The organism is Corallococcus carmarthensis (assembly GCF_003611695.1).
GTDB classification, from domain to species: domain Bacteria; phylum Myxococcota; class Myxococcia; order Myxococcales; family Myxococcaceae; genus Corallococcus; species Corallococcus carmarthensis.
On sequence record NZ_RAWE01000008.1, the window covers coordinates 1 to 12,958 of the forward strand.

The 12,958-nt window shown below is 71.4% G+C and carries 8 protein-coding genes; 3 read left to right on the forward strand and 5 right to left on the reverse strand.

Translation table 11 applies throughout. The features are described 5' to 3' along the window. Positions 1-285 precede the first annotated feature (285 nt). Together D7X32_RS03730 and D7X32_RS03735 are read left to right on the forward strand one after the other, a co-directional pair. Positions 286-1,800 (forward strand): serine/threonine-protein kinase, encoded by a 1,515-nt coding sequence (locus D7X32_RS03730; RefSeq protein WP_120601112.1) that lies wholly within the window; start codon positions 286-288, stop codon positions 1,798-1,800. Then, entirely contained in the window at positions 1,769-2,494 is a 726-nt protein-coding gene (locus D7X32_RS03735) for a tetratricopeptide repeat protein (protein ID WP_120601190.1), read from the forward strand. The genes D7X32_RS03730 and D7X32_RS03735 overlap by 32 nt, the downstream gene beginning before the upstream one ends. Positions 2,495-2,837: 343 nt before the next feature. On the opposite strand, the gene D7X32_RS03740 is transcribed toward D7X32_RS03735, so the two are convergent. The 3 genes from D7X32_RS03740 to D7X32_RS03750 form a co-directional block, all read right to left on the reverse strand. Beyond that, positions 2,838-3,374 carry an FHA domain-containing protein gene (locus D7X32_RS03740; RefSeq protein ID WP_120601113.1) on the reverse strand — a complete coding sequence of 179 codons (537 nt, stop codon included), beginning with the start codon at positions 3,372-3,374 and terminating at the stop codon, positions 2,838-2,840. Positions 3,375-3,463: 89 nt separating this feature from the next. Continuing rightward, positions 3,464-4,318 carry an ATP-grasp domain-containing protein gene (locus tag D7X32_RS03745; protein WP_120601114.1) on the reverse strand — a complete coding sequence of 285 codons (855 nt, stop codon included), beginning with the start codon at positions 4,316-4,318 and terminating at the stop codon, positions 3,464-3,466. Between the two features lie 73 nt (positions 4,319-4,391). Next, the gene (locus tag D7X32_RS03750) at positions 4,392-5,999 is read right to left on the reverse strand and encodes a serine/threonine-protein kinase (RefSeq protein ID WP_120601115.1); all 1,608 of its coding nucleotides are present in this window, start codon (positions 5,997-5,999) and stop codon (positions 4,392-4,394) included. Positions 6,000-6,237: 238 nt separating this feature from the next. Between D7X32_RS03750 and D7X32_RS03755 the strand changes: the two genes are divergently transcribed. After that, entirely contained in the window at positions 6,238-10,845 is a 4,608-nt protein-coding gene (locus D7X32_RS03755; protein WP_120601116.1) for an amidohydrolase family protein, read from the forward strand. Between the two features lie 139 nt (positions 10,846-10,984). Here D7X32_RS03755 and D7X32_RS03760 read toward each other — a convergent pair whose 3' ends face one another. Both D7X32_RS03760 and D7X32_RS03765 read right to left on the reverse strand, forming a co-directional pair. Then, entirely contained in the window at positions 10,985-11,629 is a 645-nt protein-coding gene (locus D7X32_RS03760) for a TetR/AcrR family transcriptional regulator (RefSeq protein WP_120601117.1), read from the reverse strand. A gap of 19 nt (positions 11,630-11,648) precedes the next feature. Beyond that, a complete protein-coding gene (locus D7X32_RS03765; RefSeq protein WP_120601118.1) occupies positions 11,649-12,917 on the reverse strand; it encodes a metallophosphoesterase in 1,269 nt (422 codons plus the stop codon). Between the last annotated feature and the right edge of the window lie 41 nt (positions 12,918-12,958).

Below are 12,958 nucleotides of genomic sequence, written 5' to 3' on the forward strand. Positions count from 1 at the left end.
CGGGAACACTCTGCGTGCCCCCCGGTGCTGACGACCTCCGCCCACGTTGACCAACCGCATCCAAGCGGCGACCATCGTTGGCCGGGGGAACAGGACGGGAGTGGGCTGTATGGAGAAGTATTTCAATGTCCGTGGACGGGAGGTGCGCGTTCGCCGCACATGCCATCTGTCCATGCGCCGCACGACCGGTGAATCGTCACGTGGCGAAAGTTTTCCCGTCGTGCGGGCGATAGATGCCCTCCCATGGGTTGCAGGGTCGCCTCGCCATGGAAACCTGATCCTCCCATGGGCACCGACGACCTCCTCGCTCACACAGTCCTCTCTGACTCGGGTGGCGCCGTGACCGACGGTGGCGGAGCGCCCGTCGTGATGTCGCCGCCTGGACAGGAGGTCCAGGAAGGCACGGTGCTGGGCAACTACCAGCTGGAGAAGCTGCTGGGCGAAGGCTCCATGGGCCGGGTCTTCCAGGCGCGGCACGTGCGGCTGGGGCGCCAGGTGGCGCTCAAGGTGCTCAAGCCGGAGCACGCGCGGGACAGCTCGTTCGTGCAGCGCTTCTTCCAGGAGGCGCGCACCGTCAATCAGATCAACCACGAGCACATCGTGGAGGTCTTCGACTTCGTGGACGATTCGCCCGACGGGCACGTCTACTGCGTGATGGAGCTGTTGCGCGGGCAGAGCCTGGCGGCGCTCCTGAAGGACGAGGGGCTGACGCTGGAGCGCGTGCAGCGCATGGGCGTGCAGGTGTGCGCGGCGCTGGGCGCGGCCCATCAGGTGGGCGTGGTGCACCGGGACATCAAGCCGGACAACCTCTTCATCACGCAGCGCTCCGGGCAGCCGGACTTCGTGAAGGTGTTGGACTTCGGCGTCGCCAAGCTCATCACCACGCAGACGGGCGTGAGCCTCACGGGCACGCTGGACGGGACCATCATCGGCACGCCGGCGTACATGGCGCCGGAGCAGGCCGCGGGGCTGCCGGTGGACGCGCGCGCGGACATCTACGCGGTGGGCAACATCCTCTACGAGATGCTCTCCGGCCATCCGCCGTTCCAGGCGACGGCCTTCGGGCAGCTGGTGGTGCAGATCATCACCCAGCCGCCGCCGGCGCTGCCCTCGCACCTGCCGTCGGGCGAGCGGGTGCCGCCGGAGCTGGCGGAGCTGGTGATGCGCTGCCTGGCGAAGGAGCCGGAGTCCCGGCCCCAGCAGCTGGCGGAGGTCACCACGTCGCTCCTGCTGATGCCCACCGCGCCGGCCGCGCCCGCGCGCACGGAAGTGCTGCTGGAGGAGGCGGAGCGGCCCACCCTGCGCATGCGCGTGCCGGGCCTCTTGCGCAGCCGGCGGCTCCAGATGTCGGTGGGGCTGGCGGCGCTCGCGCTGGTGTCCGGCATCACGACGTGGAAGGGCCTGCAATCGATGCGCGCCTCCCAGACGGCGCAGGCTCCGGTGGCGGTGGCGTCCGCCGCGCAGACGCCGGTGCCAGGCGCGATGGACGCGGTGACGCTCACGGTGCACTCGTCGCCGCCGGGCGCGAAGGTGGTTCGCGTGGACACCGGCGAGGAATTGGGCACCACGCCGCTGACGAAGGCGCTGAGCAGGCAGGCGGTGCCGCCGCAGCTGCGCGTGGAGCTGGCGGGCTACGTTCCGCTGGAGCGGGCGGTGGACCTGAAGCAGGATGCCGCCGCCGCAGAGCTGACCGTGCCGCTCGTGAAGGCGAGCGCGGGGCCGCGCCGCGCCCCCGCACGCACGCCGGGCCGCAAGGGAGGAAGCCGGGATGCGGTCATTGATCCGTTCGCGTCGCCGTGAGCCCAAGGCCCTGAGCCTGGCGCTCGCGCTCGCGCTGGGGACGCCGTTCCCCGCGGTGGCGGCGGAGGCGACGGCCACCGCCGCGGAGGACCAGGCGAGGGAGAAGTTCTCCGAGGGCAACCTGGCCTATGACCTGGGTGAGTTCGACCGGGCGCTCAAGGCCTTCAGCGAGGCGTACCGCCTCAAGCCGCTGCCCGCGTTCCTCTTCAACATCGCGCAGTGCCACCGGCAGCTGAACAACCCGTCGCGCGCGGCCTTCTTCTACCGGCGCTACCTGTCGCTGTCGCAGGGGGAGCCGGCGAACGCGGACGTGGTGCGCGAGCTCATCGCGGAGATGGACACGAAGGCGCGCGTCCAGGACGAGCAGCGCCGGGAGCGCGAGCGCTTCGCGAGGGACCGCGAGCTGCAGCGGGCGCGGGAGCAGGCCGCCCTGGCGGAGGCGCGCGCGAACGAGTCGAAGCTCGCCACCGGGAGCCCCACCGCCGCGCCACAGAAGAACGGGGCCTCCGAGGCCCTGGCCATGCAGGTGCCGGACGCGTCCGTGAAGACGGAGGCCGGTGCCTCCAAGCCGTGGACGCGCCGCTGGTACGTCTGGGCGGGCGTGGGCGCGGTGGCGCTGCTCGCGGGCGGCGCGGTGTGGATGGCCACGGCGCCGGATCCGCGGGACACGACGCTCGGCACCGTGGGGCGGTAGGCGCCGCGCCCGGCGCTTCCGTGGCGGCGGATGCGGCGCGAGCCCAGCGCCACCACGGCTGCTTCAGCGCGGTGGCGGAGCATGTCGGCGTGCGCCAGCCTCCGCGCGGCGCGTCTCAGCGGCGGAAGCGGCGCGTGCCCGGCGCCACCACGGCTGCTTCATCGCGGTAGCGGAGCTCGGCGCGCGCCAGCCTCCACGCGGCGCGCCTCACCGGTGGATGCGGCACGTGCTCGGCGCCACCACGGTTGCATCAGCGCGGTGGCGGAGCTCGGCGTGCGCCAGCCTCCGCGCGGCGCGCCTCAGCGGCGGAAGCGGCGCGTGCCCGGCGCCACGACGGCTGTTTTCAGCGCGGCGGTGGCGGTGCGGCGGCCTGTGCCAGCACCTGCGCGGCGATGCGGCCGATGCGCGCGTGGAACGACGCGGCGTCGTGGAAGGTGAGGCGCACGTCGCCCACCTTCAACTCGTCGCCCGTGCGCAGCGGTCGCGGCTGTTCGGCCTCCAGCGGCTCGCCGTTCACCGTCACCGGCCGGGACTGCGCCAGCCGCTCCACCTTCCAGCCGCCATCCGGCGTGGGGTGCAGGGCGAACTGCTCGCGCGACACCGTGGCGTCGTTGACCACGAAGGTGTTGTGCGACGCGCGCCCCAGCTTGAGGGGGCCTCGGTCCGCCACCCCCATCAGCTCGAAGCACAGCGCGTCGCCCGCGGGCAGGCAGTCGCGCAGGTCCATCATGGGCAGCCGCGTGGCCGCCACGTTCTGCTCCTCGGGGACGTTCCACGCGCCCGCCTCCCACACCAGCCACGCGTGCGGGTACTTGGCGTTGAACTTCTCCTGGAGTGCCATGTGCTGCCGGATGAGCAGCGAGAGCAACAGGGCTCGCATGGCCCATTCATAACCCCATCCGCCGCTTCCGCGTCGCCCTGATGGCCTTCCAGGTGTCCACGAGTGGGCGAATGGCCCGGAGCGAAAGGCTACAACCGGGCAACCAGGGCCTTCGCCATCCGCTCCGGCGCGCCCGCGTCCATGAGCAGGAAGAGGCTCGGCTCCGTCACCTCCACCTCCTGCAACCGCGTACGCCCCTCGTTGTCCGTGGCCACGTCCACGCGCGCATACAAGAGCCGCGCGCCCCCGCACGCCTCCATCACCTCGTGCGCCACCTGCTGCTCCGCCGCGTTGTCCGGCGTGAAGCCGTGCGGCTCCGCGAAGCCCCGGGGCGCGGTGGACAGCGTGGGCGGGCGGCGCACCGCATGGCTGAAGGCGCCGTTGAAGAAGATGTACGAACGCTCGCCCTCCGTCTCGAAGGCGCGCAGGTAGGGCTGCACCATCACGTCCCCCTCCTTCGCCAGCTCCGCCACCTTCGCGCTCGCGTCGTCCCACTGCTCGCGCCGAACGATGAAGACCTTGAGCCCGCCCGCCGCCACCGCGGGCTTGAGCACCACCGCGTCCCAGCCGCGCTCGCGCGCCGTCGCCGCCACGTCCAGCGTCCCCCCGGGCGGCACCCAGACGGTGGGCGTCAGCGGCAGGCCGCGCGCCTCCAGCGTCTTCAGGTAGCCCTTGTGCGTGTTCCACCGGAGCACGTCCGCCGGGTTGAACAGCCGCGTGACGCTGGCCACGCGGTCCGCCCAGGCGAGGAACTCCTCGCGGCGCAGGTGGCTGTCCCAGGCGTTGCGCACCACCGCCGCGCGCACGCGGCTCCAGTCCACGGCCGGGTCGTCCCAGATGACCGGCCGCGCATCCAGGCCCAGCGCCCGCAGCGCGGGCACCAGCGGCGCGTCCAGCGGGTGGAGCTGCGGCAGTCCGGCGTAGGTGATGACGGCGATGTCCAAGGCGGCGGGCTCCAGAAGGAGGAAACGCGCCGCGTTCTAACGCGCTCCTCCGCCCCTTGCAGCGCGCCCCGCGTCAGGCCGACCGTGCCACGGGCGACTTCCCCACGGCCGCCGTCTCCACGGTCTCCTTCGTCAGCTGCTCGGCCAGCGCCTTCGCCTCGCGCGCCACCCGTCCCAGCTCCGCCTGGCCGTGGGGGAAGGGCGCCGCGGGGCCCTCCAGCGCCAGCAGTTGCTGACGCAGCGCCGCGCCGTTGGGCGTGCGCTTCTGCGGATCCTTCTGGAGCAGCGACATGACGATGAGGTCCAGCGCCAGCGGCACCGCGGGGTTGAGCTGCGAGGGCAGGACGACCTCCTGGTCCACCGCCGCGCGCAGCAGCACCTCCTCCGAGTGGCCACTCAGCGCGCGCTGGCCGGTGAGGGCCTCGTGCAGCGTGAGCCCCAGGGCGAAGAGGTCCGCGCGCCCGTCGATGTCCTTGCCCATGGCCTGCTCCGGCGCCATGTAGCCCAGCTTGCCGCGCACGCTGCCGGCCACCGTGATGTTCGCGCGGACCGCGTCGCGCGCGATGCCGAAGTCCGACAGCTTCACCTCGCCAATGCGCGACACCAGGATGTTGGGCGGGTTCAAGTCGCGGTGGACCAGTTGGAGCGGGACGCCGTCCGCGCTGGTCCGACGGTGCAGGTAGTCCAGCGCGGACGCCAGCTCCGCGGCCAGGAACGTCGCCGCGGCCAGGGGCAGCGGCCGGCGGTTGCGCGGCCTGAGCAGGGCGCTCAAGGGCAGGCCGTCCACGTACTCCATCGCCAGGAAGTAGGTGCCGCCGTGGCGGCCCAGGTCGAACACCTGGACGATGTTGGGGTGGTAGAGCGACGAGCACAGCTCCGCCTCGCGGCGGAACATCGTCACGAACGCCGCGTCGTCCGCGTACGACGGCAGGATGCGCTTCAGGGCCACCTGCTTCTCGAAGCCGCCCTCCGGCGAATACGTGGCCCGGTACACCTCCGCCATGCCGCCCGCGCCCAGCCGCTCGTGCAGCACGTACTTGCCCATGACCTCCTGCTCACGCAGCGCCGCGAGCGCGCTCCGCGTGCGCTCCAGGAAGTGCCGCGCCAGCGTCGCCGTCAGCGCGCCCGTGGCCACGAAGAAGAACGCGCGCACGCAGATGAACAGCGGCGCCAGCGTGACGAGCGGGTTCTCCGGCAGCAGCGGCCGCACGAAGCCGAAGTAGAGCGTCAGGTACTCCGCCGCCACCAGCGCGCCCGCGGCCAGCCCCAGGCGCGGGTTGCTGCGCAGGCCCGCCAGCGTCACCAGCGTGCCCCAGATGACCAGCGTGGGCGCGGTGAGCGCGTAGACGGGGCCCTTGAAGTGCAGGTCGAACGCCAGCACCACCGCTGGGATGCTCACCTCGATGAAGACGTTGAGCCACGGGATGGCCGGGTGGAACGCGCCGGAGCGCAGCACCCACCACATGCAGCCGTAGTAGCCCGACAGCACCGCCGACAGCCCCATCAGCGCCAACGTCAGGTCCCAGCCCATGGCCGGGCCCAGCGCCGCGGCCACCACCACGCAGAGGGCGGACAGGATGCTCATGAAGCGCGCCACCGACAGCTCACGCGCCTGCGCGTCACGGCGCAGGTGCGCGTCCAGGAAGCGCGACACGGTGCTCGATGGATTCCGGGTAATCATGTCCCCCCACTCTAGAACGTGGCAGGACGCGTCATCCGCCTGCTCCCCCACACGTTGGGTGTGTTCCTACCATACCTGCCGCGACACGGCGGACCTTTGGAGCCCCATGAAGTGGACTTCGCGGGTCAGGTATCGCTGAAATGTTGCACCCCCGGGCTACGCGGCGTGCGAGGCACGGGGGGCTTTCACGCCACACCGTCTCTTCTTTTCACGGCTCTGCCTTCGGGCAGGAGGCTTCATGCGCAGCTCCCGTTTATTGCTGGCCGCCCTGGGCGCGGTCCTTTTGTTGGGCAGTGCCTGTGGATCCGATGATCCAGAAGTTCGCGCGGTCTGCGGAGACGGAAAGAAGGAAGGCGCCGAGCAATGCGATGACGGCAACACCACCGGCGGCGACGCGTGCGAGGCGAACTGCACGCTGCCTTCCGCGAAGTGTGGCGATGGCCAGAAGGCGGCCACCGAGGCGTGTGACGACGGCAACACGGTGAGCGGCGACGGGTGCGAGGCGGACTGTACCGTCACCCCCACCCAGACGGTGCAGTGTTGGGCCACCCCTCCCGCGCCGCTGGCGAACGGCGCCACCTGCGAGGTGACGAAGGCGGGCACGGCGGGCAAGCTCTTCACCGGCATCGTCCTCACGGATGGCCAGACGCTGGTGGGCGGCCAGGTGCTGGTGGACGCCCAGGGCGTCATCACCTGCTCCGCGTGTGACTGCTCGCAGGCGGCCGGCGCCGCGGAGGCCACGGTGGTGACGTGCCCCACGGGTGTCATCTCCCCGGGCCTCATCAACCCGCACGACCACATCACCTACCCGGGCGCGCCCCAGGCCAGCACCAGCGTGGAGCGCTACGAGCACCGCCACGACTGGCGCACGGGCAACAACAAGCACACCCGGCTGAACAACCCGGCCAACACGAAGGCGGACGCGATCCGCTGGTCGGAGCTGCGCCAGGTGATGGCGGGCACCACCTCCATCGCGGGCGCGGGCGGGCAGGCGGGGTTCCTGCGCAACATGGACGTGTCCGCCACCGCGCAGCAGGAGGGCCTGTCGGAGCCGTACGCGGACTCGGACACCTTCCCGCTGGGCGACAGCAGCGGCACCACGCTGACGGACAGCTGCTCCTATTCGTCGTTCCCGTCCTCCGCGACCATCACCGGGCGCACGTCCGCGTACCTGCCGCACATCGCGGAGGGCATCGCGGCCACGGCGCAGAACGAGTTCCGCTGCCTGTCCGCGGGGGCGGGCAACGTGCTGTACCCGCGCTCGTCCATCATCCACGGCGTGGGTCTGACGGCGAAGGAGATCTCGGAGATGGCGGCGCACGGCACGGGCCTCGTCTGGTCGCCGCGCTCCAACATCTCGCTGTACGGCGACACGGCGATGGTGACGGCCTTCAAGCGGCTGGGCGTGTCCATCTCCCTGGGCACGGACTGGATCCGCTCCGGCTCCATGAACATCCTGCGCGAGCTGGCTTGCGCGGACCACCTCAACACCACGCGCTACGCGAAGTCCTTCACCGACGAGGACCTGTGGCGCATGGTCACGGGCAGCGCCGCGGACGTGGTGGACATCTATGAGCGCGTGGGCCGCATCGCGCCGGGCAAGGTGGCGGACCTGGCCATCTTCCGGGTGGGGACGAACGCGGCCTCGCCGTTCCGCGCGGTCATCGCCGCACAGCCGCAGGACGTGGTGCTGACGGTGCGCGGCGGCAAGCCGCTCTACGGCGACCAGGCGCTGGTGGACGGCCTCAAGGGCACGGACACCTGCGACGCGCTGGACGTGTGCGGCACCCAGAAGGCCGCGTGCGTGAAGTCGGAGATTGGCAAGACGCTGGCGGAGTTCCAGACCTCCCCGGACACCCAGGGCCTCTACCCGCTGTTCTCGTGCGGCACCCCCGCCAACGAGCCCACGTGCGAGCCTGCGCGCAGCGCGGTGAACACCAGCTTCCCGGTGGCCGCCGTCAACGGCTCCACCGTCTACACGGGCGTTTCGAGCGCGGAGGACGCGGACGCGGACGGCATCCCGGACGCGAGCGACATCTGCCCCACCATCTTCAACCCCGTGCGCCCCATGGACAACGGGCGGCAGCTGGACACGGACGGCGACGGCGTGGGTGACGCGTGCGACCCGTGCCCCCTGGAGGCGGGCACCACGGCGTGCGTGGCCTTCCGCGGCGACGACGACGACCACGACGGCGTGGCCACCTGGAAGGACAACTGCCCCTTCGTGGCCAACGCGGACCAGAAGGACACCGACGCCGACGGCAAGGGTGACGTGTGCGACGGCTGCCCGGCGGACGCGACCACGTGCGCGGCCCAGGACCCGTCCGACTTCGACTACGACGGCATCACCGCCCCCACGGACAACTGCCCGCTGGTGGTCAACGTGGACCAGAAGGACGCGGACGGCGACGGCGTGGGTGACGCGTGCGACCCGTGCCCGGCGCCCAACCCCGCTGGCGCCGCGTGCCCCACCACCGTCTACGACGTGAAGACGACGCCCCGCTCCGGCGGCCAGTCACTGGTGGGCGTGAAGATCGCGGTGGATGACGTGGTGGTGACCGCGGTGGATGCGAAGGCGGCCAATGGCTACTGGGTGCAGGTGGCGAACTACCCGGCGGGCAAGGGCGCGGAGAACTCCGGCCTCTTCATCTACAGCCCCAAGGCCGATGTCGCGGTGGGCGACAACATCCGCGTCGAAGGCACGCTGAAGGACTACTTCAGCCTGCTGGAGGTGACGGACGCCAAGGTGACGAAGCACAGCGCGTCCAACCCGCTGCCGGCGCCGGTGGTGGTGCGCACGGAGGCCATCCGCACCGGCGGCCCGCAGGCGAAGGCGCTGGAGGGCGCGCTGGTGGAGGTCCGCAACGTCTTCAACACCCGCCTGGAGAACACCAACCGCGAGTTCATCGTGGACGAGAACAAGGCCGGCGACCCGGCGGCCACGGGCCTCATGGTGGATGACCAGGCCTTCGGCTACCCCACGCAGGTGCTGGGCACGGAGTACACCGCGCTGCGCGGCGTGCTCACGTTCACCTTCAGCGACCACAAGCTGCTGCCCCGGAGCGCGGCCGACATGGTCATCCCGCTGCCGCCCCTGCCGGCGCTGACGGCGTTCACGTCCGGCGGCTTCGTGCGCGTGGGCGGAACCCAGGCCATCCCGCAGCCCCTCACCGTCACGATGGCGAACGCCTACCCGGTGGACGTCACGGTGACCATCACGTCGGGTGACGCGGCGGCGCTGAGCGCGAAGGGCGGGCAGGTGGTGATTCCCGCGGGCCAGACCAGCGCCACGGTGGCGCTGGAGGCCAACGCGCAGGCGGCCTCCGTGGAGCTCACCGCGACGCTGGGCACGTCCTCGCAGATGGCCACGCTGCGCGTGCTGGGGACGAACGAGGCGGCCACCGCCACGAACCTCACCCCGGCGACGCAGGACGTGGCGCCGGGCGGCACGGCGCGCTTCACGGTGACGTTCGACCGGCCGGTGCCGGCGGGGACGACGCTGGAGCCGGTCGTGACGCCCGCGGGCTTCGGCACCATCACGGCCCAGGCCGTGACGACCGACGCGCTGACGGCCACCTTCGACCTGACCGTGGACGAGGCCAGCACCGGCTCCGGCACGGTGACGCTGGGCACGCTGAGCGCGACGGTGAACGTCGTCACGGGCGTGCCCCGGCTGGTGTCGCTCACCCCGTCCACCGCGACGGTGAACGCGGGCGCGTCCCAGGTGTTCACGGTGACGCTGGAGTCCGCTCCGGCGGCGCCCGTGCAGGTGCTGCTGGCGCTGACCTCGCAGGCCACGTCCTTCGGCGCGCTGTCCGCCACGTCGGTGACGGTGGGCGAGGGCGAGACGACGGCGACGGTGACGTTCACCGCCGCCGCGGACGGGGATGGGACGGGCACGGTGTCCGCCTCGCTCAACGGCATCACGCAGTCGGCGTCGCTGACCGTGCTGCCTCCGCCCGCGAAGCTCGCCAGCGTCACGCCGGAGACGGTGACGGTGACGGTGGGCACGACGCAGACGTTCACCGTCACGCTGGACCGCAAGGCCCCGGCGGGCGGCGCGGCCGTGGACGTGACGTTCGCGCCCGCGGAGCTGGGCTCGCTGGCGGCCTCGACGGTGACGGTGCCGGAGGGTCAGACGACCGCCACCGTCGTCTTCACCGCCACGCAGACGACGGGCGAAGGCCAGCTCACCGCGTCCTACCAGGGCGTGACGAAGCAGGCCGCCGTCACCGTGGCCCCGCCCCTGGGCCACGTCGTCATCAGTGAGATCTCCGGTCAGGGCCTCACCGTGAACGCGGACGACTTCATCGAGCTGTACAACCCGACGAACGCCGACGTGACCATCACCGGCTGGAAGCTGCTCTACCGCACGGCGAGCACCACCAGCACGACAACGAACTTCACGGTGCTGGCCACGCTGCCCACCGCGACCATCAAGGCCCACGGCTACTACCTGGTCGCGTCCTCCGGCTACTCCACGACGACGGTTCCCGCGGACCACACGTGGGGCAACACGGACATCTCTGGCTCCACGGGCAACGTCCGCCTGGGCACGGCGGCAGTGACGGTGGACCCCACGTCCCTCACGGGCGTGGTGGACACCGTGGGCTTCGGCACCGGCCGCACCGTGGTGGAAGGCGCCGCGGCCCCCGCGCCCGCGGGCAAGGGTGGCAGCATCGAGCGCAAGGCCCGGACGTCGTCCACCGCCGCGACCATGGGCGTGGGCGGCGCGGATGAGTTCGCGGGCAACGGCGAGGACTCCGACAACAACGCGTCGGACTTCCTGCCCCGTACCGAGCGCCAGCCGCAGAACGCGTCGAGCAGCCCCACCGAGACGCCGTAGTCCCGCTTCCAGGCCCCGCTCCCCTCACCGGGGGAGCGGGGGCTGAAGCCTCCTTCCGGAAATGAAAACGCCCGGTCCCCTCACGTGGGGGACCGGGCGTCTTTCGTTCCGGGCCGCCCGGCCCGGTGGATTCAGCGCGTCAGCCCAGGGGGCCGCGCACGTGGAGGCCGCCAGAGAGGATCTGGTCCAACGACGCCATCAGCGGGTCGTAGTTCACGGCGGCGCGGAACAGGTTGTGGTGCAGGAGGATGCCCAGGTAGCCGCCCATCATCGTGTGGGCCATGTGCAGCGGGTCCACCTCCTGGCGGAACTCCTGCCGCTTCTGGCCGAAGCGGATCATCCCCGCCAGCACCGCCACGTAGAGGGAGATCTTCTCGCGCAGCGCCTCCGCCACGCGGTCGTTGGACTCCGCGGACTCGGCGGACAGCATCCCGAAGAAGATGCCGTATTCGCGGTGGTAGCGCAGGAACTGCGACGTGCGCGACACCACGAACACCAGCTGCTCCCGGCCGGACAGGATGCGGCGCTCGGCCAGCAGCGGCGCGAACTCCATCAGGTAACGGTTGTGCAGCTCCTCGATGGCCGCCAGCAGCAGGTCTTCCTTGGTGGGGAAGTGCCAGTACAGCGCGCCCGGGGTCATCCGGATGGCTTTCGCCAGGTCCGACATCGTCGTCGACAGGTAGCCCCGCCGGGCGAACAACGTGATGGCAGCCTCCAGGATTTCGACCCGCGTTCGCGCGGCCCGCTCCTGTTTGATTTCGCGCTTCGCTGGTTCCTTGCCCATTTACGGGTAAATCTACACCTCACACTGCCAGTAGCGTCACCTTAACGATTTCGGATGGCGCGCCGACGCGCAGGGGCGGGCCCCAGAAGCCGGTGCCACGGCTGACATAGAGGGAATTGTCGCCCTCCTGGAAGAGGCCGGCGTCGTGCTTCCAGATGGTGGAGACGGCGACGGTGAATGGGAAGAACTGTCCACCGTGGGTATGCCCGGACAGTTGCAGGCCCATGCCCGCCTTCGCGGCGACGTCCCAGTTGGAGGGCTGGTGCGCGAGCAGCACGGCCGCGTGGCCGGGATTCCTGCCCGCGATGGCGGCGTCCAGGTTGTAGCCCTTGGGGCCGCTGCGCATGGACCAGTCATCCACGCCCACCAGGTCGAACGCGCCGCCCGCGTCACCGATGGTCACGTGACGGTTTCGCAACACGGTGACGCCCAGGCCGGTGAGCGCGTCCGCCCACGTGCTCGCGTTCCAGTAGTACTCGTGGTTGCCGGTGATGAAGTGCGTGCCCGCGCGCGCCTGGAGGTTCTGGAGCGCGGCGACGGAGTGGCGCAGGTCGTCCACCGTGCCGTCCACCAGGTCGCCGGTGATGGCGACGAGGTCCGGCTTGAGCGCGTTGGCCCGCCGCACCAGCTCGTCCATGAAGCGCCGCTGGATGATGGGGCCTACATGGATGTCGCTCATGTGGACCAGGGTGAAGCCGTCCAGCGCCTTGGGCAGGCCGGGCAGCCGCACCGCGACCTCGTTGACCACGGGCGGATGGAGCGCGCTCCACATGCCGTAGCCGGTGAGGCCGCCCGCCGCCAGGACCGCGCCGCCCGCGGTGGCCCGCGCGAGGAACCGCCGGCGCTCTTCGTCCACGGGAGGGACCGGGGGCACGGCGGGAGGCGGAGGCGGCACGGTGACCGCCAGGTCCGCCAGGGACGGCGGCGCGGCGGGGTCCGGCGCGGGTGTGGCGAGCGGCGCGGCGACGCCCCGGTGGCCGCGCGTGCGGGCCACGAGCCAGCGCACCCCACCCAGCAGCGCCAGCGAGAGCAGCAGGTACACGGCCACGCCCATCCACGTCCACGCGAACACGGCGACGATGAACGCGGAGGGCAGCACGCGCGTCACCACCCAGGACAGGAGCAGCGGCAGGCACAGCGCCGTCAGCAGCACCTTGCCGGCGGTGCGCCAGGTGGGGTTCGTGGACGTGTCGCGGAAGAGGCGCCGGTACAGGTAGATGTGGACGTAGACCGACGCGACGCTGACGAGGAGGACGAACAGGATGATGCGCAACGGGCTTTCCACCATGGGAGGCCCATCCTGGCGTGCACGCGTTCAGGCGCAACCGG

Bases quoted from the DNA above. Each gene is read 5' to 3' on its own strand.
- D7X32_RS03740 (WP_120601113.1), bottom strand. From the start codon at position 3,374: ATGCGAGCCCTGTTGCTCTCGCTGCTCATCCGGCAGCACATGGCACTC.
- D7X32_RS03760 (WP_120601117.1), bottom strand. From the start codon at position 11,629: ATGGGCAAGGAACCAGCGAAGCGCGAAATCAAACAGGAGCGGGCCGCG.
- D7X32_RS03735 (WP_120601190.1), top strand. From the start codon at position 1,769: ATGCGGTCATTGATCCGTTCGCGTCGCCGTGAGCCCAAGGCCCTGAGC.
- D7X32_RS03765 (WP_120601118.1), bottom strand. From the start codon at position 12,917: ATGGTGGAAAGCCCGTTGCGCATCATCCTGTTCGTCCTCCTCGTCAGC.
- D7X32_RS03750 (WP_120601115.1), bottom strand. From the start codon at position 5,999: ATGATTACCCGGAATCCATCGAGCACCGTGTCGCGCTTCCTGGACGCG.
- D7X32_RS03755 (WP_120601116.1), top strand. From the start codon at position 6,238: ATGCGCAGCTCCCGTTTATTGCTGGCCGCCCTGGGCGCGGTCCTTTTG.
- D7X32_RS03730 (WP_120601112.1), top strand. From the start codon at position 286: ATGGGCACCGACGACCTCCTCGCTCACACAGTCCTCTCTGACTCGGGT.